The sequence below is a fragment of the Nocardia sichangensis genome, from assembly GCF_047200615.1.
Lineage (GTDB): Bacteria > Actinomycetota > Actinomycetes > Mycobacteriales > Mycobacteriaceae > Nocardia > Nocardia sichangensis.
Genome location: NZ_JBJZOK010000025.1, coordinates 55,596 through 79,722 on the forward strand (window position 1 = coordinate 55,596; position 24,127 = coordinate 79,722).

General features: G+C 69.4%; 22 protein-coding genes. 10 read left to right on the forward strand and 12 right to left on the reverse strand.

The features are described from left to right. Positions 1 to 70: 70 nt before the first annotated feature. Together ACL03I_RS28830 and ACL03I_RS28835 are read left to right on the forward strand one after the other, a co-directional pair. Positions 71 to 1,345 (forward strand): DUF445 domain-containing protein, encoded by a 1,275-nt coding sequence (locus ACL03I_RS28830; RefSeq protein WP_397278507.1) that lies wholly within the window; start codon positions 71 to 73, stop codon positions 1,343 to 1,345. Continuing rightward, positions 1,336 to 2,229, forward strand: a complete 894-nt coding sequence (locus ACL03I_RS28835; RefSeq protein WP_355074533.1) for an Abi-alpha family protein — start codon at positions 1,336 to 1,338, stop codon at positions 2,227 to 2,229. Before ACL03I_RS28830 ends, ACL03I_RS28835 begins: the two co-directional genes overlap by 10 nt. On the opposite strand, the gene ACL03I_RS28840 is transcribed toward ACL03I_RS28835, so the two are convergent. Further along, the gene (locus ACL03I_RS28840; RefSeq protein WP_355074534.1) at positions 2,226 to 2,819 is read right to left on the reverse strand and encodes a TetR/AcrR family transcriptional regulator; all 594 of its coding nucleotides are present in this window, start codon (positions 2,817 to 2,819) and stop codon (positions 2,226 to 2,228) included. The two genes, ACL03I_RS28835 and ACL03I_RS28840, sit on opposite strands and share 4 nt — an antisense overlap. Positions 2,820 to 2,895: 76 nt before the next feature. On the opposite strand from ACL03I_RS28840, the gene ACL03I_RS28845 reads away from it, so the two are divergent. Then, complete coding sequence (locus ACL03I_RS28845) at positions 2,896 to 3,648, forward strand: SDR family oxidoreductase (RefSeq protein ID WP_355074536.1); 753 nt, start codon at positions 2,896 to 2,898, stop codon at positions 3,646 to 3,648. Positions 3,649 to 3,917: 269 nt separating this feature from the next. Beyond that, positions 3,918 to 4,853 carry a 4-(cytidine 5'-diphospho)-2-C-methyl-D-erythritol kinase gene (locus tag ACL03I_RS28850; RefSeq protein WP_355074538.1) on the forward strand — a complete coding sequence of 312 codons (936 nt, stop codon included), beginning with the start codon at positions 3,918 to 3,920 and terminating at the stop codon, positions 4,851 to 4,853. A gap of 295 nt (positions 4,854 to 5,148) precedes the next feature. Here the strand turns inward: ACL03I_RS28850 and ACL03I_RS28855 are convergent, their stop codons facing one another. After that, a complete protein-coding gene (locus tag ACL03I_RS28855; RefSeq protein WP_412807424.1) occupies positions 5,149 to 5,997 on the reverse strand; it encodes an LLM class flavin-dependent oxidoreductase in 849 nt (282 codons plus the stop codon). Positions 5,998 to 6,289: 292 nt separating this feature from the next. On the opposite strand from ACL03I_RS28855, the gene ACL03I_RS28860 reads away from it, so the two are divergent. Together ACL03I_RS28860 and ACL03I_RS28865 are read left to right on the forward strand one after the other, a co-directional pair. Continuing rightward, positions 6,290 to 8,092, forward strand: coding sequence for an ABC-F family ATP-binding cassette domain-containing protein (locus ACL03I_RS28860; RefSeq protein WP_412807425.1), 1,803 nt, complete (start codon positions 6,290 to 6,292; stop codon positions 8,090 to 8,092). A 101-nt stretch (positions 8,093 to 8,193) separates the two neighbouring features. Then, a complete protein-coding gene (locus tag ACL03I_RS28865) occupies positions 8,194 to 8,400 on the forward strand; it encodes a heavy-metal-associated domain-containing protein (RefSeq protein WP_364428892.1) in 207 nt (68 codons plus the stop codon). Between the two features lie 68 nt (positions 8,401 to 8,468). On the opposite strand, the gene rsmA is transcribed toward ACL03I_RS28865, so the two are convergent. The 3 genes from rsmA to ACL03I_RS28880 all read right to left on the reverse strand — a co-directional run bounded on the left by rsmA (position 8,469) and on the right by ACL03I_RS28880 (position 11,565). Next, the gene (rsmA, locus tag ACL03I_RS28870) at positions 8,469 to 9,350 is read right to left on the reverse strand and encodes a 16S rRNA (adenine(1518)-N(6)/adenine(1519)-N(6))-dimethyltransferase RsmA (RefSeq protein ID WP_364428889.1); all 882 of its coding nucleotides are present in this window, start codon (positions 9,348 to 9,350) and stop codon (positions 8,469 to 8,471) included. A gap of 52 nt (positions 9,351 to 9,402) precedes the next feature. Next, positions 9,403 to 10,530 (reverse strand): transglycosylase family protein, encoded by a 1,128-nt coding sequence (locus ACL03I_RS28875; protein ID WP_355074547.1) that lies wholly within the window; start codon positions 10,528 to 10,530, stop codon positions 9,403 to 9,405. Between the two features lie 207 nt (positions 10,531 to 10,737). Beyond that, the gene (locus tag ACL03I_RS28880) at positions 10,738 to 11,565 is read right to left on the reverse strand and encodes a TatD family hydrolase (protein WP_412807426.1); all 828 of its coding nucleotides are present in this window, start codon (positions 11,563 to 11,565) and stop codon (positions 10,738 to 10,740) included. A 71-nt stretch (positions 11,566 to 11,636) separates the two neighbouring features. On the opposite strand from ACL03I_RS28880, the gene metG reads away from it, so the two are divergent. Continuing rightward, complete coding sequence (gene metG, locus ACL03I_RS28885) at positions 11,637 to 13,223, forward strand: methionine--tRNA ligase (RefSeq protein WP_355074551.1); 1,587 nt, start codon at positions 11,637 to 11,639, stop codon at positions 13,221 to 13,223. 211 nt (positions 13,224 to 13,434) lie between these two features. Beyond that, complete coding sequence (locus ACL03I_RS28890; protein WP_355074553.1) at positions 13,435 to 14,103, forward strand: TetR/AcrR family transcriptional regulator; 669 nt, start codon at positions 13,435 to 13,437, stop codon at positions 14,101 to 14,103. A gap of 131 nt (positions 14,104 to 14,234) precedes the next feature. Here ACL03I_RS28890 and ACL03I_RS28895 read toward each other — a convergent pair whose 3' ends face one another. Together ACL03I_RS28895 and rsmI are read right to left on the reverse strand one after the other, a co-directional pair. After that, positions 14,235 to 14,987 (reverse strand): isocitrate lyase/PEP mutase family protein, encoded by a 753-nt coding sequence (locus ACL03I_RS28895; RefSeq protein WP_355074555.1) that lies wholly within the window; start codon positions 14,985 to 14,987, stop codon positions 14,235 to 14,237. Positions 14,988 to 15,065: 78 nt separating this feature from the next. Beyond that, positions 15,066 to 15,914 (reverse strand): 16S rRNA (cytidine(1402)-2'-O)-methyltransferase, encoded by an 849-nt coding sequence (rsmI, locus tag ACL03I_RS28900; protein ID WP_412807427.1) that lies wholly within the window; start codon positions 15,912 to 15,914, stop codon positions 15,066 to 15,068. A gap of 341 nt (positions 15,915 to 16,255) precedes the next feature. Between rsmI and ACL03I_RS28905 the strand changes: the two genes are divergently transcribed. Beyond that, complete coding sequence (locus ACL03I_RS28905; protein ID WP_397278524.1) at positions 16,256 to 17,881, forward strand: dolichyl-phosphate-mannose--protein mannosyltransferase; 1,626 nt, start codon at positions 16,256 to 16,258, stop codon at positions 17,879 to 17,881. Between the two features lie 4 nt (positions 17,882 to 17,885). On the opposite strand, the gene ACL03I_RS28910 is transcribed toward ACL03I_RS28905, so the two are convergent. Beyond that, a complete protein-coding gene (locus tag ACL03I_RS28910) occupies positions 17,886 to 18,245 on the reverse strand; it encodes a GntR family transcriptional regulator (protein WP_355074559.1) in 360 nt (119 codons plus the stop codon). Positions 18,246 to 18,253: 8 nt separating this feature from the next. Next, positions 18,254 to 19,510, reverse strand: a complete 1,257-nt coding sequence (gene arcA, locus ACL03I_RS28915; RefSeq protein ID WP_355074561.1) for an arginine deiminase — start codon at positions 19,508 to 19,510, stop codon at positions 18,254 to 18,256. A gap of 136 nt (positions 19,511 to 19,646) precedes the next feature. On the opposite strand from arcA, the gene soxR reads away from it, so the two are divergent. Continuing rightward, a complete protein-coding gene (gene soxR, locus ACL03I_RS28920; RefSeq protein WP_067795363.1) occupies positions 19,647 to 20,135 on the forward strand; it encodes a redox-sensitive transcriptional activator SoxR in 489 nt (162 codons plus the stop codon). Here soxR and ACL03I_RS28925 read toward each other — a convergent pair. The 3 genes from ACL03I_RS28925 to ACL03I_RS28935 form a co-directional block, all read right to left on the reverse strand. After that, positions 20,104 to 20,994 carry an SDR family oxidoreductase gene (locus tag ACL03I_RS28925; RefSeq protein ID WP_356963855.1) on the reverse strand — a complete coding sequence of 297 codons (891 nt, stop codon included), beginning with the start codon at positions 20,992 to 20,994 and terminating at the stop codon, positions 20,104 to 20,106. The two genes, soxR and ACL03I_RS28925, sit on opposite strands and share 32 nt — an antisense overlap. 63 nt (positions 20,995 to 21,057) lie before the next feature. Beyond that, complete coding sequence (locus tag ACL03I_RS28930; RefSeq protein ID WP_355074565.1) at positions 21,058 to 22,185, reverse strand: glycosyltransferase; 1,128 nt, start codon at positions 22,183 to 22,185, stop codon at positions 21,058 to 21,060. Positions 22,186 to 22,278: 93 nt separating this feature from the next. After that, a complete protein-coding gene (locus ACL03I_RS28935; RefSeq protein ID WP_355075033.1) occupies positions 22,279 to 24,096 on the reverse strand; it encodes a putative bifunctional diguanylate cyclase/phosphodiesterase in 1,818 nt (605 codons plus the stop codon). Positions 24,097 to 24,127 lie beyond the last annotated feature (31 nt).

The window sequence follows — 24,127 nt, forward strand, 5'->3', positions numbered from 1 at the left end:
GGTGTATCGGCAGGAGGGTGTCGTGTTAGAGAGCGTTTTCGGAATCCACCCGACGATCCTCCTCGAGCTCGTGACCATACCGCTTTTCACCGGCGTGATCGGCTACATCACCAACTGGACCGGCGTGCTCATGCTGTTCAAGCCGGTCGCCTTCCACGGCATCCGAGTTCCCGGCCTGCGCGCGCTGTATCCGTTCCTTCCCAAGCGAATTCAAGTTCTCCCGCTACTGAGCTACGACGGCCGGTTCGGCTGGCAGGGCATCGTCCCGTCGCGCGCGGACAAGATGGCCAGCATCGCGGTCGACAAGGGCCTGGCCAAACTCGGCAGCGTCGCGGACTTCTATCGGGAACTCGAGCCGGACAAGCTGGCCGAGCACCTCGCGAGCATCGCCGACGCGCAGATCAAGGACATCGTCGAGGACATCCTGCGCCGCGAGCATCCGCAGCTCTGGTACAACCTGCCCGCCCAGGTGCGCGACATGGTGCACGCCAGGGTGCGCCAGCAACTGCCGGAGATTCTGCGCGAGCTGACCGAGGAATTGGGCGCGAATATCGATCAGCTGCTCGATGTGAAGCAGATGGTGATCCGCTACTTCCAGGCCCGGCCGCATCTGCTCAACACGCTGTTCCAGGTGCTCGGCGCGAAGGAACTGCGTTTCATGCAGAACTTCGGTTTCTACTTCGGCGCGCCGATGGGTGTGCTGCTGGTCGCCATCCTGCATCTGACCGGCTGGTCCAGCCTGGTCGTGCTGCCGATCGGCGGCGTGATCATCGGCTGGGTGGTCAACTGGATCGGCATCAATATGATCTTCGCGCCCGCGTATCCGAAGTGGTGGGTTCCGTGGCGGCAGGGCCTGCTGATCAAACGCAAGTCCGAAATCACCGACGGATACGCGGAATTGGTTTCCAGCCAGGTGATCACGGTGGCGAATATCGGCGACGAGTTGCTCAACGGCCCCCGCTCGGACCGCACCATGCAGATGCTGGAGGACACGCTGCGCCCGGCCGCCGACCGCGCGCTCGGTCCCGCGCGTCCCGCGGTCAAGTTCGTGCTCGGCAGCCGCGAATACGACTCGCTGCAATCGACGTTCACCAGCGAAGCCATGGCCATCGCGCCGATCGCGTTCGCCGACCCGGAATTCAACGTCCGCCAGGGCAGGCAGATCAACGAATACATCGCGAGGCAGATGGCGATGTTGTCGCCGCCGGACTTCGTGGACATGCTGCGCGCGGCCATCAAGCAGGATGAATGGCTCCTTTTCGTCCATGGCGGCGTGTTGGGGCTGTTCGCCGGATACGCTCATATCCTGATCTTCGGAACGGGAGTGGCGACATCATGGCTGTAGCGGGTCCGGACGACGGCGATATCCAGGCCGTCGAGCACCTCGACGCGACGGCGGCGAATGCCGAGCCATCGCAGGAGATCGCCCGGCGGCCGGCTTCGGACATCGCGCACACCGACGAATTACCCAGACGGGTAACGGTTCCCCTCGCCACCGTGCGTGCGGCGACAGGCGTCGCGCGGGTCGCGTGGACCGCGGTCACCGGGGTGACGTCCTGGAGCGTCGGCACCGCGGTCGGCGTCACCTCGACCGTCGTACGGCGCAGCATCGAGGGAGCGCCGCCGCGAGAAGTGCTGGCCGAGGCGGAGTCCGAGGTCCGTGACGCGATGCGCAAGGCGCTCGGGATGCCCGCCGCCACGGAACCGTCCACGCAGGAAGCGGTGCCGACGCTGCGTGAGCAGGGAGCCGCGCTGTTGCGGTTGTCGGCCAGCCCGCACGGCGAGGACGACAACCATCCGGCCTTCGCGGGCATGCTCGCCGAGTTGACCCCGGACGAAGCGCGCATCCTGCGCTTCCTGCATCTGGACGGGCCACAGCCCTCGATCGACATCCGCACCGGCCGCCCGCGCGCGCTCGGCTCCGAACGCCTGGGCTCGATGCTCACGCTGATCGGCGAACACGCGGGCCTGCGCTTTCCGAACCGGATCCAGCAGTACCTGACCAACCTGCGCAGGCTCGGTTTGATCGAGCACGCGCGCGAGCCGGTCGGCAATCCGAACCGGTACCAGCTGCTGGAGGCGCAGTCACCGGTGCGGGAGATGCTGAAGCGCTCCGGCTTCGGCACCAAGGTGATCTACCGCAGCGTGGTGCTCACCGACTTCGGCGCGGACTTCGTGCGCACCTGCCTGCCGGTGGTCGTGCAGGACGGACGCGCCTCGGGCCACTAGGGCCCCCAGCCGCGCAGCGCCATCTCGGCCACCCGCTCCAATTCGGCCCGGCCTGCTCCGTCGCGCGCCGCCTGGGACATGCCCTGCATCACCGTGCCGACGTAGCGGGCCAGCGTGCGCGCGTCGAGGTGGCTCGGCAGGACGCCCGCGTCGATGTCGGCCTGGATGCGCGCGGCGAACGTGTCGATGTTCCGATTGCGCATATCGCGCAGGAGATCGGCGATCTCGGCGCTGGTGGTGTTGACGCCCGCGCTGATCACCAGACAGCCGTGCGGGCATTCCGGCCGGGTGTATTCCGTCGCCGCCTCGCGCAGAATCCGCCGTACCGCCGCCTCCGCGGTGTCCTCCTCGGCCAGCGCCCTCGCGACGAATCCGCCGTAGCGGTCGCCGAATTTCGCGACGACCTCGCCGAACAACGTCTTCTTGTCCCCGAACGCCGCGTACAGGCTGGGTGCGCCGATGCCCATGGCCGCGGTCAGGTCCCCGATCGAGGTGGCCTCGTACCCCCGGGCCCAGAACAGCCGCATGGCCTTGTCCAGCGCCGCGTCCCGATCGAAGGATCGCGGCCGCCCTCGGGTCGTCGTGCTCATGGCGCAATTTTATAGCGATCACTAGAGAATGTGCTACCTTTCTTTCTGTAGCGGTCGCTAGAGAAAGGGGCGCGCCATGGGCGCACTGACGGGCAAGACGGCACTGGTCACCGGGAGCAGCCGGGGCATCGGGCGAGCGATCGCCGAACGACTGGCGCGTGACGGCGCACGCGTCGCGGTCCACTACAACCGCGACGAACAGGCGGCGAAGGCGACCGTGGCCGCGATCGAGGCTTCGGGCGGCGCGGCGTTCGCGATCCGCGCCGAACTGGGCGTGCCAGGCGACGCCGAGACGCTGTGGGCGGCCTTCGACGCGCACGCCGACGGGCTGGACATCCTGGTGAACAACGCGGGCACCGACGGGATCAGGGAGCCGATCGCCGGAACCGACGAGGCGGCGTTCGACCGGGTCTTCGCGATCAACGCCAAGGCTCCCTTCTTCATCACCCGTCTCGGCTTGCACCGGTTGCGCACAGGCGGGCGGATCGTCAACATCTCCACCGGACTGACCCACGGCGCGTACATGCCGCAACTGATCGCCTACACCATGACCAAGGCCGCGCTCGACAGTTTCACCAGCGTGCTCGCGAAGGAGGTCGGCGCGCGCGGCATCACCGTGAACGCGGTCGGGCCGGGGATCATCGACACCGACATGAACGCGAACTGGCTGCGCAACGCCGAAGCCCAGGCGTCGGTGGCGACGATGTCCCCCCTCCACCGCGTGGCGCAGGCCGACGACGTCGCCGACGTCGTCGGGTTCCTCGCCTCCGACGACGCCCGGTGGGTGACCGGGCAGTGGATCGATGCCACCGGCGGCGCGCTGCTGTAAGCGCCTTTCTCGCGCGCGAGCTGCGGACCCGCATGGCCCGGCCGCTCCCATCAGGCGTACCTTCGCCTTCGCTGCGGCCATGCGCGAACTGAGGACGGACTCCGCCCGACTGCACCTATCAGGCGTACCTCCGCCTTCGCTGCGGCCATGCGCAGGCTGAGGACGGACTCCGTCCGGCTGCAGCTATTAGGCGTACCTTCGCCTTCGCTGCGGCCATGCGCGAACTGAGGACGGACTCCGCCCGACTGCACCTATTAGGCTTTAGCACCGTGCTGTCAGTTGTGCCGAGTCCCGTCACCGTGCGGGCGCCGTCGAAGGTGAACCTCCATCTCGGAGTGGGCGACCTGCGGGCCGATGGCTACCACGACCTGACCACGGTGTTCCAAGCACTGTCCCTGAGCGACGATCTGGAGATCGCGCCGTCGGCTTCGCTGGCCGTCCGGGTCACGGGTGAGGGCGCCGCGGAGGTGCCGACCGACCGGACGAATCTGGTATGGAAAGCCGCCGTCCGGCTGGCGCACCTCGGCGGCCGCGCTCCCCTGGTGGAAATCGCCATCACCAAAGGCATTCCGGTGGCAGGGGGCATGGCGGGCGGCAGCGCCGACGCCGCCGCCGCGCTGGTCGGGCTGAACGAACTGTGGGACCTGGGACTGTCCAGGGAGGAACTCACCGCGGTGGCGGCCGAACTCGGCAGCGACGTGCCGTTCGCCCTGCACGGCGGCACCGCGCTGGGCACCGGCCGCGGCGAGCGCCTGTTGCCGGTGCTGTCCCGCAACACGTTTCACTGGGTGCTCGCGTTCGCCAAAGGCGGCTTGTCCACTCCCGCGGTGTTCGCCGAACTCGACCGGTTGCGCGAGCACGGCGAACCGCCCCGGCTCGGCGAGCCGCAGCAACTGATGCAGGCGTTGGCCTCCGGCGATGCGCGGCAGCTCGCACCCCTGCTCGGCAACGATCTCCAGGCGGCGGCGGTGTCGCTGAAGCCGGAACTGCGCCGCACGTTGCGCGCGGGCATCACCGCGGGCGCACTGGCCGGATTGGTCTCCGGTTCCGGGCCCACCTGCGCGTTCCTCTGCGAGAGCGAGGAGTCGGCGATCTCGGTGGCCGCCGAACTCGCGGGCGCGGGCGTCTGCCGCAGCGTGCGGACCGCCAGCGGACCCGTGCCGGGCGCGCGCGTCCTCAGCGGCGACGCACCCGGTAAGCACTGACCGCCATTGGCCGCGAACGGGCGCGGCGGCTTGCGGCCGACGCCGCAAGCCGCCGAGCGGGCACTTCAGGCACGGTTCCTGCCGAACCGTCCGTAGCTCCGGCGGGGTGTCCACTGCGAGGTGGTGATGCCGACGACACTGCGGCGAGCACGAAACCCTATGTGGCCTGCCGTACGTGCGGGAACGCTCAGCATGACGGCCCTGCGCGCGACCGTTGCGGTACGCAGGTCGGCGAGCCGATCGAGTGGGAACGCTCGACATCGCCGCATCCCGTGCGACCGATGCGCGGCCTCGCTCAGGGCAGCAGGTCGGCGAGCCGATCGACCTGAGCGGCGTCGCGGCCGTAGCAATAGAACATCACCTCGTCCGCGCCGAGATCGCCGAATTGCGCCATGGCGGTGCGGATCCGCGCGGGCGTGGTGAGCATGCCTTCGAGCATGCCTTCGGCGCGGCCGGTGAACGCGTAGTAGGCGCCCATCGACGCGCGTGCGTCTTCGATGACGTCGTCCGGACCGAGGGCGACGTTGACCTGGGCGACGATCCGCGGCGCGCCCGGTCGGCCGTGGTCGGTCCAGGAGCGGCGCACGGTGTCGAACAGCCCGCCCGCCCACGACGGCGGTGCGGCGGCGAGAAAGCCACCGCCCCAACGGCCGACGCGCTCGAGTGCGGCGGGCTGGAAACCGCCGAACAGGATCTCGGGCCCTTCCGGGCGCAGTGGCGCGGGGCCGATCGGCCCGCACTCCTCGCCGTAGGGCTCACCGGCCCACAGGCGGCGCATGAGCGCGACTTGCTCGTCGAGGCGGCGGCCCCGGGTGCGCAGGTCGGTGCCCGAGGCGAGGTGGTCGTCAGCGCGGCCGCCGACGCCGAGGCCGAGCACCAGCCGCCCGCCGGACATCCGGTCCAGCGTGGCGGCCTGTTTGGCGAGCAGCACCGGGTCGCGCAACGGCGCGAGCAGCACTTCGGTTTGCACTCGGACGCGGCTGGTCGCGCCGGCGATCGCGGCCAGCGCGATCAGCGGTTCGGGATTGTCGTAGACCAGCCGGTCGAGCAGGCCGAGCGTGCGGAACGGGCCCGCGTCGGCGCGCCGAGCCCAGTCGAGCAACGCGGCGGGATCGGAGATGGGCAGGCCGAGGCCGACGTGCATGAGAATCCTCCAGAGAGCATGCGGAATGGGAATAGTGCCGCCCGCCGACGCCTTCGGATAGGAGGCGGGCGTCCCACTCTGCGGCTGTACTTCTGGGGAGCGCCGATTCGGTTGCATGAGAACGAACAGCGTTCGTTCGCGATCAATCTAAACGAACATTGTTCGTACCGCAAGCTCGCCGCCGTTCGCCGGGACGACAGGCGGTCCGCCCACATCGGTACGCTGGCCCGGGGCCCCAGGGCCGCGACAGGTAGGTCTCATCGGACCGCCCCCGCAAGACACGGAAGGATCCATGTCCAACCTGATCAATCTCGAACAGGTCCACAAGAGCTTCGGGATCAAGCCGCTGCTGGACAACGTCTCGCTCGGCGTGCACGCGGGCGAACGGATCGGAGTCGTCGGCCTCAACGGCGGCGGCAAGACCACCCTGCTCGAGGTGCTCACCGGCATCGAGGAACCCGACAGCGGCCGGGTCAGCAGACTCGGCGGCCTGCGCATGGCTGTGGTGACGCAGCGCGGTGTGCTGCCCGCGGGCGCGACGGTCGGATCGGTGGTGCTGGCCGGGCTGGCCGACGACGCCATGACCGACGAGGTCGCCGAACACGAATGGGCCGCCGACCCGCGCATCCGCTCGGTGATGGACGGCATCGGCATCGCCGGCCTCGGCATGGACACCCCGGTGGACAACCTCTCCGGCGGCGAGCGCCGCCGGGTCGCGCTCGCCGCAGCGCTGGTGCGCGAACTCGACCTGCTCGTGCTCGACGAGCCGACCAACCACCTGGATGTCGAGGGTGTGCAGTGGCTGGCCGCGCACCTGCTCGGCCGCCGCAGCGCGCTGGTCGTGGTGACCCACGATCGCTGGTTCCTCGACACCGTCGCCACCAACACCTGGGAAGTGGTCGGCGGCAAGGTCGAAAGCTACGAGGGCGGTTACGGCGACTGGATCTTCGCCCGCGCCGAGCGCGCCCGCCAGGCCGATGCCTCCGAGGCCCGGCGGCGCAATCTGGCCCGCAAGGAACTGGCGTGGCTGCGGCGCGGCCCGCAGGCGCGCACGTCCAAGCCGCGCTACCGGGTCGAGGCCGCCGAAGCCCTGATTGCCGACGTGCCGCCGCCGCGCGACAGCGTCTCGCTGGCCGCCTTCGCGCGCAAACGCCTCGGCCGCGTGGTCGTCGAGCTGGAGGACGTCACGCTCACCACGCCGGACGACCGGGAATTGGTGCGCGACCTGACCTGGCGGCTGGCGCCGGGCGAGCGCGTCGGCCTGGTCGGCGTCAACGGCTCGGGCAAGACGACGCTGCTGCGCGCCCTTGCGGGCGACACCGACGCGACCTTGGCCGCGGGCAAGCGCATCCAAGGCCAGACCGTCCAGATCGGCTGGCTGCGCCAGGAACTCGACGACCTGCCCACCGACCTACGCGTGCTGGAGGCGGTGCAGCAGGTGGCGCAGCGAATCATGCTGGGCGACAAGGAGATCTCGGCGGGACAGCTGGCCGAGCGACTCGGTTTCACCCCCGCCCGCCAGCGCACGCCGGTCGGCGACCTGTCCGGCGGCGAGCGGCGACGCCTGCAGCTGACCCGCATCCTCATGTCCGAACCGAACGTGCTGCTGCTCGACGAGCCGACCAACGACCTGGACATCGACACCCTGCAACAGCTGGAGGACCTGCTCGACAACTGGGCCGGCACGCTGGTCGTGATCAGCCACGACCGGTACCTCATCGAACGGATCTGCGACTCGACCTGGGCGTTGTTCGGCGACGGAAAGCTCACCAACCTTCCGGGCGGCATCGAGGAGTACCTGACCAAGCGCGCGGCCCTCGCGGCGAACCAGACCCGCACCGCCGCACCCGATGCCAAGCCCGCCGACGCCCCGGCCACCGATTCCGCGGCCTACCGCGCGGCCCGCAAGGAGCTGACCCGGTTGGAACGCGCCATCGACAAGCTGTCCGAGCGCGAGCAGCGCTTGCACGTCGCGCTGGCCGACGCCGCCACCGACCCGGACAAGCTGGTCAACCTGGGCGCGGAGCTCAAGCAGGTGCTCGCGGAGAAGGAAACGGCCGAAGAGCGCTGGATGGAACTGGCCGAAGGCGTGTGAGGCCCGGCCGCCTCTTGCGGACATATACCCAGAGGGGGTATTTTTCTGATGTCGGGGTACCCCCCGCCCGTATGAATGATATGGATGCGAAGGAGTCGGACATGCCCACCACCACCTACACCGTCACCGGGATGACCTGCGGGCACTGCGTCAGCTCCGTCAAGACCGAGATCGGCAAGATCGACGGCGTGACCGGCGTCGATGTGGATCTCGCCAGCGGCGCCGTCCGCGTCGACAGCACCGCGCAGATCGCCGACGCCGACATTGTCGCCGCCGTGGACGAAGCAGGCTACGAAGTCGCCGTCTGACCGGTCGCCACCAGTGGTTCCGCGCACCGGCCGACGCCGGTAGCGGAGCCACTGTTCTGTGCGACGCGCTACGCCTGGGCCGCCAGCCGGACGAAGGCGGCGGTGTCGAGGGTTTCGCCGCGAGCGGTGGGAGCGATGCCCGCGGCGAGCAGACGGCGCTCGGCTTCGGCAGGCGAACCGGCCCAGGCGGCGAGGGCGGCGCGCAGCGTTTTGCGCCGCTGCGCGAATGCGGCGTCGACGACTTCGAAGACGCGGCGGCGGTGCTCGTCGTCCATCGGCCACGGCGGCTCGGCGAAGCGGTCGATCCGGACCAGGCCCGACTCGACCCGCGGCACCGGCCAGAACACTTGCGTGCCCACCGCCCCCGCACGCCGGACGGTCCCGAAGAAGCCCGCTTTCACGCTGGGCACGCCATAGATGCGGCCGCCGGGCTCGGCGGCCAAGCGATCGGCCACCTCGGCCTGCACCATCACCAGAGCGACCGCGATGCCGGGCAGTTCGGCGAGCAGATGCAACAGCACCGGGACGGCCACGTTGTACGGGAGATTGGCTACCAGCGCGGTCGGCGCGGCGGGCAGGTCCGCCGCGGTGACGCGCAGCGCGTCCGCCTCCACCACCGACAGGCGCTCCGCGAGTTCCGGAGCCCGGTCCGCGACGGTCACCGGAAGATGGCGCGCCAGCACGGGATCGATTTCGACGGCGACCACCGAGTCCACCACGTCCAGCAGTGCGAGGGTCAGCGAACCGAGACCGGGCCCGACCTCGAGCACCACGTCCCCGCGCCCCACCCCGGCGGCCGCGACGATCCGCCGCACCGTGTTCGCGTCGTGCACGAAGTTCTGCCCGAGCTGCTTGGTCGGCCGGACCCCGAACCGCTCGGCGAGCACCCGCACTTCGGCGGGCCCGAGCAGCGCCGCACTCCCGCGGGCGGAAATATCAGGTTCGGACACCTCGAGAATCTATCAACCGGCATACCCGGCCTGCCGCGACGTCTCCCCCGCGTCAGCTGATGCCGAGGCGACCGGTGCAAGCGGGCCAGGCGCCCCAACCCTGCCGCTGCCGGGTGATCTCCGCGATGGCGATCTGTTCTTCCCTGGTGGCCAGGTCCGCGCGGGGGGCGTACCGCAGCCCGCCCTGCCGCTCCCAAGTGCCTTGGTCGAACTGCACACCGCCGAAGTAGCCGTTGCCGGTGTTGATCGACCAGTTGCCGGTCGACTCACAGCGGGCCAGCGCGTCCCAGATCGCGCCGTCGCGCACCGGGGGCACCTCGGTGCCAGGCTTGGCGCCCTTGCGGACGGTCTTCGGCTTCGCCGCCACGGTGACGGTCGAAGCGACCGGTTTACGGTCCACTTCCTGGCCGTTGACCATGGTGACCGCGAAGGTGACGTTCTGCACGCCGGGAGCGCCGGGCGACTCAACCACCGTGCGGCTCATGTTCATCTCCGGGTCTTCGATGACGTTCTCCGGCGGGTCCAGCGGCATCGTCTCGGTCTGCTGTTCGACCCGCTTGCGCGTCACGGTGACGTGCAAGCCGTTCGTCAGGGGCGTGGCCGCGGCCGGTTCGACGGAGTCCTGCTCGAGCAGCGGGATGCCGGTGACCTCGAGGAATTTGCCGACGGTGGGCGCGGCGGCGCGCACGTCCACCGGATTGCCGATGCCGTCGACCAGCGAGACCACGCGCGGAGTCGCGATGGTCAGCGTCCCGCCCTGCAGCGGGAGCCGCTCGTCGCGGGCGGGCGAGACGTACACCTCTTTCGGGATCTTCAGCTGTTCGAGCGCCTCCCCCGCGGTCACCCCGGTGGTCCAGACCTTCTGCGTCATACCGTCGACCGACAGGTCGACCTCTTTCGCGCGGTTGAGCGTGATGGTCGCGCCGTCGGCGATGTGCGCGGCCAGTGCGGGCGCCACCTTGTCCCGGTCGGTCACCGCGAAGCCCGCGGCCTTCAACACGCCGCGCACGTCACGCGACATCGTGGTCTGGAAGAGCTTCTCGCCGTCCACGACGACGGTCACCGTCTTGCGATTCACGATCGCGAGACCGGCGCCGACGATCAGCGTCAGCAGCAGTGCGCCGACCGCGATGTACAGCAGCGGCGAACGCGACTGGTTGATCCGCATGAAGGGGGACATGGTCACAGCACGATAACGAGGGGGCAGGGCGCCGACAACAGCAAGCTCCGGAACAGGGCCTTTTCAATATCACGATCGAATATCGACCCCGCAGGTAAATCACAAAACGGAACGCCGAAAGTGACATAGGACACATTTCGCATACAGCGATGCATTCCGGGCATCCGTGACGCCCTCGAGTACGCGCCCCTTGGCGGGCGCCCCCGCTCAGATCCGGTAGACGCGACGCGCGTTGGCGGTGGTGATCTCGGCCAGTTCCAGCGGATCCTCCTCGCGCACCTCGGCCAGTGCCCGCACGGTGTACGGCAGGCAATACGGCTCGTTCGGCGCTCCACGGAACGGATGCGGGGTCAGATACGGCGCGTCCGTCTCGACCAAAATCTGGTCGTCGGGCACCACCTTGGCCGCCTCGCGCAGTTCGTGCGCGTTCTTGAAGCTCACCGTCCCGGAGAAGCTCAGGATGTAGCCCTCGGCCACGCACGACAGGGCCATGTTCGTGTCCGAGGAGAAGCAGTGGAAGATCACCCGCTCCGGCGGACCCTCGTCCAGCAGCACGGTCAGCAGGTCGTGGTCGGCCTCGCGGTTGTGGATCATCAGCGGCTTGCGCACCCGCTTGGCCAGGTCGATGTGCCAGCGGAAGCCCTCGATCTGGGTCTCGACGTCGGCGCAGCCGTCCAGCTTGCCCGGCCAGTAGTAGTCCAGACCGGTCTCGCCGACAGCGACCACCCTCGGGTCGTCGGCCAAGCGCTCCAGCTCGGCCTTCGCCTCGTCGTCGAGCGCGTTCGCCCTGGTCGGATGCAGCGCGACGGCGGCGAACACCCGATCGTCCCAGTGCGCGGCCCGCACCGCCCACCGCGCGGCGTCCAGATCGTCGGCGACGGTGACCACCCGGCCGACCCCGACCGAGGCGGCCCGGTCGACGATCGCGACGGTCGACGCCGCGTCGGTCGCGCCGCAGGCGTCCAGGTGGGTGTGCGCGTCCACGATCGGCGCCAGCGGCTCGGGCAGCTCCGGCGCGGAACGCTTCGCGCTCATCGGCGGCCAGCCCGCGGCGCGGACGCGGGGACCCGCGAATCGGCGAGGGGCATATTCACGCGAGCGGAAGAATGCACGCGCATTACAGTAGACACACCATGAGCGAAGTCGACCGCCCCGCCTTCTACATCACCACGGCCATCGCCTATCCGAACGGTGCGCCGCATATCGGGCATGCGTACGAGTACATCTCGGCCGACGCCATCGCCCGCTTCAAGCGCCTCGACGGCTACGACGTCTTCTTCATGACCGGCACCGACGAGCACGGCCAGAAGATGCAGCAGGCCGCGGCCGCCGAGGGCATCCCGGTGGAAGAGCTCGCGGCCCGCAACTCCGACGTGTTCGAGGCGCTGGACAAGACGCTCGACATCTCCTTCGACCGGTTCATCCGCACCACCGACGCCGACCACCAGGCCGCAAGCGTCGCCATCTGGGAGCGGATGCTGGCCAACGGCGACATCTACCTCGGCAACTACTCCGGTTGGTACTCGGTGCGGGACGAGGCGTTCTACACCGACGAGGAGACCACGGTGCTGGAGGACGGCACCCGCATCTCCACCGACTCCAAGACGCCGGTCACCTGGACCGAGGAGTCGAACTACTTCTTCCGGCTGTCGGCCTACCAGGACAAGTTGCTGGCGCTCTACGACGAGCATCCGGAATTCATCGCGCCGGCGACCCGGCGCAACGAGATCGTCAGCTACGTCAAGGCGGGTCTGAAGGACCTGTCCATCTCGCGCACCACCTTCGACTGGGGCGTGCCGGTGCCCGACCATCCCGACCACGTCATGTACGTGTGGGTAGACGCGCTCACCAACTACCTCACCGGCGTCGGCTTCCCGGACACCTCCTCCGCCGCCTTCGGCAAGTATTGGCCCGCCGACGTGCACATCATCGGCAAGGACATCACACGCTTCCACACGGTGTACTGGCCCGCGTTCCTGCTCTCGGCCGGAGTGGAGCTGCCGAAACGCGTATTCGTGCACGGATTCCTGTACAACAAGGGCGAGAAGATGTCCAAGTCGGTCGGCAACGTGGTCGACCCGCTGGAGCTGGTCGACGACTACGGCTTGGACGCGGTGCGGTTCTTCCTGCTGCGTGAGATCTCCTACGGCCAAGACGGCAGCTACAGCCACGAGGCCATCGTGAGCCGGATCAACAGCGACCTGGCCAACGAGTTCGGCAACCTGGTGCAGCGCAGCACCAAGCTGGTCGCGCGCGACTGCGGCGGCGTGGTGCCGACACCCGGCGAGTTCACCGACGACGACCGCGCCCTGCTGGATCTGGCGGGCGGTCTGCTGGAGCGCTGCCGGGCCGAATTCGACGCCCAGCAGATGCATTTGGCGCTGGAGGCGATCTGGCTGACCCTGGGCGAGACGAACCGGTACTTCTCCGCGCAGGCGCCGTGGGCGCTGGCGAAGTCGGGCACCCCGGAGGACCTCGCTCGCGAGGCCACCGTGCTGTACGTGACGCTGGAGGTGCTGCGCATCGTCGCGATCCTGGTGCAGCCGGTGCTGCCGGGGTCGGCGGGCCGCATCCTCGACCAGCTGGGGCAGCGGAGCCGGACGTTCGCGGACATCGCGACGCCGATCGAGCCCGGGTTGGCGTTGCCCGCGCCGGAACCGGTGTTCCCGAAGTACGTCGAACCGAAGGACTGACCGCCTCCGGCCTGCCGTAACGGTAAGGCGCACAACACTTTTGCGGTGTTCCACGGCGACATGCCCACGAGTGGATCCACCTGCCTTCCCGCCGTGGAATGTGTTGTCGGATAATGAAACACCGGTTCGCGGCCTGGCGACGCCCCGGACCGTGTGCGATCGGTACGACGACGTTCCGTTCGGAATCGGTTCCGGCACAGAGAGGGCACACATGGGCCAGCAGCACGCGACGGCATCCGTTCACCGGTCCGGTTTCGCCGAGCGGCATCGGGCGGCACGCGAAGCCGTGCTCACGTCGCAGCGCGGCAGGCTGGTCGAGGCGATGGTGGAGTCCGTCGACAACAAGGGATACCCGGCCACCACCCTCACCGACATCGTTGCCAGGGCGAGGGTTTCGCGGACGACCTTCTACGACCACTTCGCGAACAAAGAGGAGTGCTTCGCCGAGGCGGTGCACACCGGCGTCGACATCATGGCGACCCGGATCGTGGACGAACTCGCCCAGCTGCCGCCGGACGCCGACGCCTACGCGAAGATCGAGTCCATCGTGGTCACCTTCTGCCAGACCGTCGCCACCGAGCCCGATTTCGCCCGATTGGTGCTCGTGGAGTCGTTCAAGGTGAACCAGGAGGCCGTCGGCTACCGCGACTTGGCCGTCGACCGGTTCGCCCAGCTGTACCGGGTGTTCTACGACCAGGCGCGGGCGGCGGACCCGACGCTCCCCGAACTGTCCGACGGGCTGATCGCCCTGATCCCGGACGCGATCGGCGAGCGCACGCGGCGGGTCATCGTCTCGGACGGACCCGCGCGCGTGCCGGATCTGGCGCCGCTGTTCGTCCAGTTCGTCATGAGCGCGCTGGGGCTTCCCGTTCCCTCCTGAAGGCACGGCGACCGTCACCGGGATGGCATCTTCGCGCTACCCGACGCACCGCCGCCCCACCGGTCACCCGGTGGGGCTCGGGCGCCGTCGTCGCGGCGACCGGATACCGCTCACACAGCTGTTCCGCGATGTCACTTCCAGGGGTCGAGCAGGGTATTGATCTCCTTGGTCAGCGCGGCCTGCAGGAACGGACCGAAGGTGATCCGCGCGACGCCCTGGTCGGCGAGGGCGGCCTTGTCGGCCTGATCCGGGAGGACGGTCGCGCTGATCGGCAGCGGCAGCTCGCCGGTCAGGCGGCGCATGTCGGCGTCGGCGTGGCGGCCCACCGGGAACAGCACGTCCGCACCCGCCTCGGCGGCCAGCCGCAGCCGCTCGATGGCGCGGTCCACCCGGTCGGCCTCGTCTCCGTCCTGGCGCAGGAGCAGGTCGGTGCGCGCGTTGATCACCAGGTGCACACCCGTCGCGTCGGCGGCCTTGCGCAGTCCGTGCACGAGGTCGGCGTGTTCCTGGCCCGTGCGCAGGCGCTTGCCCTCGCTGTGCACGGTGTCCTCGATGTTCAGTCCGATCGCCCCTGCCTCGAGCAGGCCCTCGACCAGCCGCGCGGGCTCCTGTCCGTAGCCGGACTCGATGTCGACCGACACCGGGACGTCCACCGCCGCCGTGATCTGCCGTACCCGGGTCAGCGACTCGTCGAACGTCATCCCTTCCCCGTCCGAGCGGCCGATCGAATCGGCCAGCGGATGACTGCCCACCGTCAAGGCCGGAAAGCCCGCCGCCACGGCGACTTTCGCGGACCAGGCATCCCACACCGTCGGGAAGACGCCCGGATCACCCGGCACGTGCAACCCGAGAAACGTCGTGGCCTTGCTCTCCAGAGAAGTCATACCGATGATCATGCCCGCCACCCAGCTTCGGGGCGACCACCCGCGCGGAACGAACCGCACAGCCGAAGTCGCGGTCGGCTAGGAAGTGCGGCGCGCGGCGAGAACCGCGTCGTAGAGCTCGCGACGCGACACGGCGTGGGCGGCGGCGACCTCGGCGCAGGCGTCTTTGAGGCGCAGGCCCGCCGCGGTTCGGGATTCCACGGCGTCCACCAGGTCCGCTGGATCGGCGGTGGCGGGCTGGGCGCCCGCGAGCACCACGGTGATCTCGCCGCGTGCGCCATCGACGGCCCACTCGGCCAGTTCGGCCAGGGTCCCCCGGAGCACTTCCTCGTAGGTCTTGGTCAGCTCCCGGCAGACGGCGGCGCGGCGGTCCGGGCCGAGGATCTCGACCGCGTCGGCCAGGCAGTCGGCGAGCCGATGCGGCGCCTCGAAGAAGACGCAGGCGCGTGGTTCGGTGGCCAAGGTACGCAACCATTCCCGGCGCTGGCCGGATTTGCGCGGCGGGAATCCGTCGAAGCAGAACCGCTCCACCGGCAGGGCCGACAGTGCCAGCGCCGTGGTCACCGCCGAGGGTCCGGGCAGGCAGGTCACCGGCAGATCCCGCTCGACGCACGCCGCCACCATGCGGTAGCCGGGATCGCTCACCGACGGCATGCCCGCGTCGGTCACCAGCAGCACCGTACGGCCGTCGGCGATCTCGTCGAGCAGCATCGGAATCCGGGCGGTCTCGACGTGATCGTAGAAACTGACCACCCGGCCGGAGATCTCGACGCCGAGCGCCTTGGCCAGCGCCCTGGTGCGGCGGGTGTCTTCGGCGGCGACGACATCGGCCGTCGCCAGCGCTTCGCGCAGGCGCTGCGAGGCATCGCCGACATCACCCATCGGCGTCGCCGCGAGCACCAGCCCGCCCGCCGTCTCGTAAGCCACCGCACTCCTGTCCGCATCACGTATCCGGCGACAACCGCCAACCCGCAGCCTATCCACCGACGCCACCGGCCCCAGCAGATACCGGCGGCAACGAGGTTCGGCCGCACCGGCGGAAGCAATCCCGCATGAATTCGAGACGAATCTCACTCACGCCGGCAGCCGACCGCGAATCCGCCGGGCTCGTTCTCGACACGTACAACCGATCTCGTGAGCACATGGGTAACTCACCGGGTACGCCCAAAACTACAGCGGCACTCACGCAGGACCTGAACGCGAATCCCGAACCACCCAACTAGTACGGCCTGAAGACCCGGAGAGGCGGAGGAGCATACGATCGGGGCGTGACCCAGGTGACCGACCAGCGCGCGACCGCACGGTTCGGAACCGTGCCATCCTGGTCGAGCCCGGGGCCGCTGCGGCCGCCACGCGACTTCGGGCCGACCGACCGCGCGCGCGGCTGGCTGGTGACCGCGTTCCTCACCGCGATCGCGGCGGTGACGCGCTTCACCATGCTCAACTACCCGACCGACGCGGGCACCCCCGTATTCGACGAGAAGCACTACGCTCCGCAGGCTTGGCAGATGCTCACCGGCGGCTGGGTGGAGGACAACCCCGGCTACGGGCTGGTGGTGCATCCCCCGGTCGGCAAGCAGTTCATCGCGATCGGCGAGGCGATGTTCGGCTACAACGGCTGGGGCTGGCGTTTCACCGCCGCGCTCGCCGGAACGGTGCTGGTGCTGCTGGTGATCCGGATCACCCGGCGGATGACACGCTCCACCCTGATCGGCGCGATCGCGGGCATCCTGCTGATCGCCGACGGGCTGACCTTCGTCTCCTCGCGCATCGGCATGCTCGACATCTTCATGGCGTTGTTCGTCACCGCCGCCTTCGGCTGCCTGATCGTCGACCGCGACGAGGTGCGTGCTCGGTGCGCGCGCGCCGACGCGGAGGGCCGGATCGGCGTGACCGACTGGGGACCGCGCCTCGGGGTGCGCTGGTGGCGCTTCGGCGCGGGCCTGCTGCTCGGGCTGGCCTGCGGAACCAAATGGTCCGGAATCTATTTCATCGCCGCCTTCGGCTTGATGAGCGTCTACTTCGACCTCTCGGCGCGGCGGCTCTACGGGGTACGCCGTCCGTGGCTCGGGGTCGCGCTGCGGGACATCGGGCCCGCGCTGTACGCGCTGGTGCTCGTGCCGCTCGGCATCTATCTGGCCAGCTACTGGGCCTGGTTCGCGAGCGAGACCGGCGTGTACCGGTACATGCCCGGCAATCCGTCCGCGCCGACGGACCCGATCGGCACCGGAGGATTCTGGTCGCATGTGGTGCCGGGCGCGCTGCGTTCGCTCTGGTATTTCAACGCCAGGTCGCTGGAATTCCACACCGAACTGACCAATTCGGCGGGCAACCATCACCCTTGGGAATCCAAGCCGTGGACCTGGCCCATGGGCCTGCGCCCGATGCTGTACTACTACGCAGACAGCGGTGTCACCGGTTGCGGGCAGACCCAGTGCGTGAAGGCCGTGATGCTGATCGGCACGCCCGCCATTTGGTGGGTGGCTTTCCCGGTGCTGGCCTGGATGCTGTGGCGCGCGGTGGTCCGTCGCGACTGGCGCCACGGCGCGGTGCTGGTGGGCTACGGCGCCGCGCTGCTGCCCTGGTTCGCCACCCTCGACCGGCAGATGTACTACTTCTACGCCGTCCCGATGGCTCCGTTCCTGGTGATGGGCGTGGCGCTGGTGCTCGGCGACGTGCTGGGCCCCGCGCACCCCAGCACCATCCCGCGCAGCCCCGCCGGGATCTACCTGCCCACCCCGCCGAACGAACGGCGCAGCCTCGGACTACTCGCGGTCTGCCTCTACCTGGGCCTGGTGATCGCCAACTTCATCTGGCTGTGGCCGATTCTCACCGCGCTACCGATCACCCCGGGCAACTGGCACGACCACCTCTGGCTCCCCAGCTGGAGATAAGAGGTCAGGCCTCGAGTGCCGCCTGCACATAGCGCAGGGCGGTGGCGTCGTCCAAGCCCAATCTGCGCACCGTCGCGACGTAGGCGGTGGCCGCGCGGCCTGCCACGTCGCGGGTCGGGTCTCCCGAGGAGGCGATGAACGAGCCCTGCCTGCCCCGGGTTTCGACCACGCCGTCCGCCTCCAGCTCGCGGTAGGCGCGTGCCACCGTGTTGGGGGCGAGGCCGAGTTGAGCCGCAAGGGCGCGGACGGTCGGGATCTTGGTTCCGGCGGTCAGTTCGCCGGAACGCACCTGGGCGATGATGCCGAGGCGTAGCTGCTCGTAGGGCGGCACAGTCGAGTCGTGCGAGACGGTGATGGTGAACATGCCCGCGCTCACAACTCGTCGCGGGACAGCGGGCAGGACAGGCAACGCGGGCCGCCCCGGCCGGAGCCGAGTTCGGAGCCGGGGATGCGCAGCACCTCGATGCCTTCGTCCTCCAGCCTGGCGTTGGTCATCTCGTTGCGCTCGTAGGCGACCACCACGCCGGGCGCGAGCGCGAGGGTGTTGTTGCCGTCGTCCCACTGTTCCCGTTCGGCGGTGACGCCGTCCAGTCCCGTGTCGATCACCCGCAGTTTGCCGATGCCCATCGCCTCGGCGGCCGCGGGCAGGAACGGGTCGGGACCGCTGATGCCGACCCGGCCGCTGCCGAGCCGTCCGCCGTAGTCGTCGGCCTTGCGGATGGTGAAGGCGCACAGCGATTCGCGCACCGCCGGATACATCACGACGGCGTCCGCGTCGACCATGGTGCACACCGTGTCCAGGTGCATCGTCGCGCGGGTTTGCGCGATCGGCACGACGAGCACGGTGTGCGCGAGGTCATCGTCGAACAGGCTGCGCGCCAAGGCTTCCGCGCCGGCGGGCGAGGTGCGCTCGCCGACGCCCACCGCGACCACGCCCTCCGAAAGCAGCAGCACGTCGCCCCCTTCGATCGGCGCGGTGTGCGATTCGTACGCCCGGCGCACCCCGAGGAAACGCGGATGGAACGCGTAGATGAGATCGGTCAGCGAGGTCTCCCGGCTGCGGGCGGGCAGCGCGAGGGAGGTGATCGCCACGCGCGGACCGACCCAGAACGAGGAATCCCTGGTGAACAGCAGATTGGGCAGCGGATCGATGACGAAGTCGCCGCCGTGGTGCATGCGGCGCACCAGCGAGGTGGCGTCGGGCCCGAACGGCAACTCGTCGAAGGTCATCCCCGCCATGAGGATGTCGGCCAGTTCCCCTGCGGGCACGCCGCGCAGGAAGGCGGCCAGTTCGTCGGCCAGCGTGTGTCCGAGCCTGCGCGCGTCGACGGCGGCCGAGATGCCCTGGATCCGGGCGGCGCCGCTGACCTGGATGGTCTCGGCGAGCAGGTCCGACAGCAGCAGCACCTCGGTGCCGCGACCACGCAGGACTTCGGCGAACGCGTCGTGCTCCTGCTGCGCGCGCTCCACCCACGGGATGCCGTCGAACAACAGCTGATCGTTGTTGCGCGGGGTCAGCCTGCGCAGCTCGTTGCCCGGCCGGTGCAGCAGCACCGTACGCAGCGTGCCGACTTCGGACGTCACGGCCAAACGCGCACCCTCCCGCGCGGACACAGCATCTGCTCCCATGATCGAACCGTAGTGCGCCGCGGCCGGAAGAGCACGGAAATCCCGGCTTCGGCGTGCGGATCGGTGCGCGATCGCCGAATCCGGTCCCAGCACACCCTAACCTCAAGTATTGTTGAGGTGATTGGGAGGAGCGTGCATGTCGACAGCAGCCGATTGGCGGGCGAAGGAGCTGACCCCCGGGCAGCTCTCCGAGCGTAGTGGAGTCGCGGTCTCCGCGTTGCACTTCTACGAACGCGAAGGGCTCATCACGAGCAGACGCACCAGCGGGAATCAGCGCAGATATGCCCGCGAGACCTTGCGCCGCGTCGCGTTCATCCGCATCTCCCAGCGCGTCGGCATACCGCTGAGCGAGATCAGGGCGGCCCTCGATCAACTACCGGAAGGCCGCACGCCCACCCGGCGCGATTGGGAGACCTTGTCCACCACGTGGCGCGCCGACCTGGACGACCGGATCACCCAGCTGATCCGATTGCGCGACAGCCTCACCGGCTGCATCGGCTGCGGCTGCCTGTCCCTCGGCACCTGCCGCTTGGTCAACGAGCACGACCGGCTCGGCGCCGAAGGTCCCGGCGCGCGCGTGCTCGACGTGCAGCTCAATTGCCCGTCGAAGCCAGCAGCCTGCTGAACCGGGCGCTGGTGCGCCGCATCGCGAACTCGTAGGGAAAGGCGAACTTGCGCTTCCACCAGTAACCGAAGCGGATGTCGAACGAGCTGTAGATCAGGAACCGGTTGCGTTCGATCCCGCGCAGGATCGCCGTCGCCACCCGCTCCGGCGGCACCGCGTGCTCGGTGAACGCGGCGGTGAGCCGCTTGATCTTCGGGTCCTCTTTGTTCACTCCGACCAGCTCGACGCTGCGCACCAGCGGCGTGTTCACCGCGCCGGGCGCCACCAGATGCACCGTGATGCCGTGTTGCGCCAGATCCACCCGCAATACCTCGGATACGCCGCGGATGCCGAATTTGCCCGCGCTGTAAGCCGCGTGCCAGGGCAGCGCGAGCAGGCCCGCCGCCGACGACACGTTCACCAGCGCACCGCCCTTGCCCGCGCGCACCATGGGCGGCACGAAGGTCTCGATGACGTGGATCGGCCCCATCAGGTTGACCTCCACCATGCGCCGCCAGTGCTGGTGCTCCAGGTTCTCCACGGTCCCCCAGACCGACGTGCCCGCGATGTTCATGACGACGTCCAGGCTGCCGAGTTCGGCGTGCGCCCGGTCGGCGAAGGCGCGCACCGCGTCGTAGTCGGTGATGTCCAGCGCTTGCGCCAGAGCCACACGTCCGCCCGCGGCTCGGATGTCCGTCACCGTGGCGTCCAGGCCCTCGGCATTGACATCGGTGAGCACCAGTTCGGCGCCGTCCGCGGCGGCGGCCAGCGCGGTGGACCGGCCGATGCCGCTCGCCGCGCCCGTGACCAGAACCTTCGCATCGCGCACCGTCGTTCGACCCGCTCGCCCGCGACCTCTACCCAGCACTGCGCATCCCATCTCGAATCGCCGAATCGGTTCCCCGCAGGGTAGTCCAGTCGGCGGCCGCCGACCGGGACGCCGCTAACGACCCAGAACCGCGAGCATGCCCGCGACGGCTCGCGGCCAGGTGAATTGCTCGGCCCGGCTGCGCGCGGCGCTGCGCCTGCGGGCCTGCGGCATGGCCAGCACGTCGCTGACCGCCCGCGCGAACGCGGACGGATGGTCGGCGGCCACCGCGCCGCAGTCGGCGGTCACGATGTCGGCCAGCGCGGAGGATCGGCTCGCCACCACGGGCGTGCCCGCCGCGAGCGCTTCCAGCGCCGCGAGGCCGAAAGTCTCGTGCGGACCGGGCGCCAGCGAGACATCCGCCGTGGCGAGCAGTTTGGCGACCATCGCGCGCTCGGCGATGAAGCCGGTGAAGTGCACGGCGGGCACCCCGCCGGGCAGCGGGGCCAGCGTGCGGGCCCGCCGCTGCAACGCGTCGCGGCGCGGGCCGTCCCCGGCGACGACCAAGCGCGCCTCGATACCCGCCGCCCGCAACGCGCCGACCGCCTCGATGCTGCGATCCACCCGCTTCTCGACCGACAACCGGCCGCAGTGCACCAGCAGCGGATGACCCGGCACCCCCAGATCGGCGCGCAGCCTGCGATCGCGCCGGTGCGGGTTGAACAGATCGAGATCGACGCCGAGCGGGACCAGCTCCACGTTCCGCGCGTCGATGCGCAGGAACTCCTCGCGAGCGAAGCTGGTGGTGCACACGACGATGTCGTAGTCGGTGGCGGTGTGCCGGTTGGCCACATCGGCGCAGCGCCGCGCCACCGGGCCGGGCAGCACCTGCCCCAGCAGCCGGTCGAGCCGCTCGTGCGAGATCATCACGCCTGCCACGTCGCGCCGCCGCGCCCAGCGGCCGAATCCGCGCAGCGTCAGCCGGTCGGAGACCTCGAGCACGTCGGGCCGCAATCCGTCCAGGACGTCGGCCACCCGGCGTGGATCCGCGGCACGGTAACCCCCGGTCCACGGAATGGCCAACGCGGGCAGTGTGATCCGTACGACGCCGGTGGGCAGGATCTCCTCGGACCGGCGCGGGCCCGGCACGATCAGCACCACGTCGTGTCCCGCGGCGACGTAACCCTCGCCCAGATGGTGCAGCGCCGTGCGCAGCCCACCCGACCGCGGGCCGTAGAAGTTCGCAAGCTGAACTATGCGCACGTGGCCGATCGTGCAGCGGATCGGGTTACCCGCGCCCAACGGTGCGTGAACGGCCGTGAAAGAACCGGATAACCGGCGGCTGTCGCGGTGATCTCAGTGCGCGGGCAGCCCGCGCCCGGCCCGCGGAAGATCGAGATCAAGCGGGATCCGGCCCGCGGTGAGGTGCGTCTCGACCTGCTCGGCGGGCATCGGCTTCGCGATCAGAAAGCCTTGCGCGCGGTAGCAGCCGAGGCCGACCAAGGTGCGCGCGGCGACCGCCGTCTCGACGCCTTCCCCGACGACGCCCAGCCCGAACGAGCCGGCCAGGCCGATGATGGATTTCACGATGGCCAGATCGTCGGTGCTGGCGCCGAGGCGCTGCACGAAACCCCGATCGATCTTCACCGCGTCCACCGGCAGCGCCTTCAGATGCGACAGCGAGCTGTAGCCGGTGCCGAAATCGTCGATGGCGATCTGCACGCCCATCCGCTTGAGTCCGCGCAGCGTGACCTGGGTCCGGGCCAGGTCCTGGACCACGACGTGCTCGGTGATCTCCAGGCACACCGAGCTGCCGTCGATGCCGAACAGGCGCAGGATGTCCTCGATGCGCTCGACGAAATCGAGGCTGACCAACTGCACCGGCGACACGTTGATCCGCATCACGACGTTGCCCGCCAGACCGCGCCTGCGCCATTCGGCGAATTGCGCGCACGCCGACCGGATCACCCAGCGGCCAAGTTCGCCGGCCAGGTTGGTGGCCTCGGCGACGGTGACGAACGCGGCGGGCGGCAGCAATCCCCTGGTCGGGTGCAGCCAGCGAACCAGCGCCTCCAACGCGACGATGCGGCCCGTGCGCAGATCCACCTCGGGTTGGTAGTGCAGCAGCAGCGAGCCGTCCGACACCGCGCCGCGCAGGTTGAGCTCCACGTCGTCTTGGAGTTCGAATTGCGCGCGCATGGTGTCGGTGAACACCGCGACGCCGTTGCCGCCGCCCGATTTCGCCGACAACAACGCGTGATCGGCGCGGCGCAGCACGTCGGCGACCGTCGTCTCACCGGGGAAGCCGAGCGCGACGCCGACGCTGGCGCCCCGGCTGACCGACTCGCCGCCGACGGTGACGCGCCGCGCGATCAACTGCTGGATGCGGTTCGCCTCGTACTCGGCGGCCACCGCGTCCATCGGCTTGGCGGGAACTATGACGAATTCGTCGCCGCCCAGTCGGGCGATCATGTCGTTCGGGTCCAGGTTCTCCCGCAGGCGCGTCGACAAGGTACGGATGAAGTTGTCCCCTGCGGTGTGACCGAGGAAATCGTTGAGTGCTTTCAAGCGGTCCAGGTCGAGGAAGAAAGCGGCCACCGGGCCGGGGCTTCCCGCGCGTAATCGCTCCTCCATGTGCTCGAGCAGCGCGCGCCGGTTGGCCAGGCCGGTCAAGTCGTCGTGCAGCGCGATGTATCGGAGACGTTCCTCCGCGACCACCCGCGCTTGCAGTTGCGCGAACAGCGCCGCGATGGCTTTGAGCACGTTGAGTTCGCGATTGCTCCACTCCCGATCGCCCGACTTGACGAACCCGAGCACACCGGTCGGCTCGCCACGCGACATCAGCGGTACCGCCGCCGAGGTCACCCCGACGATGCCGGAACCACGGCGCACGGTCTCCTGGTAGTCGGCGAATTCCGGCGTCGGGCGCGCGACCATCGGCTCGGTCGCGTTCTCCAGGGCGCGGAACACCGGGTCGGCGCCGTCGAAGTAGATCACGCCGAGCGGATCGGGATCCGGAATGTTCTGCCGGTGCGGCCACTCGGCGATGAGCACGGTTGCCCGGCGTTCGCGGTCGGTGTGCCGCACGTAGCTGAAATCCACGTCGAAGTACTCGACCAGTTGCGCGAGCACGCGTTCGGTGGCGGCGACCATGGTCGTGGCGTCCACACCCATGAGCTCAGAGGCGACCTGGGTCACCAACGAG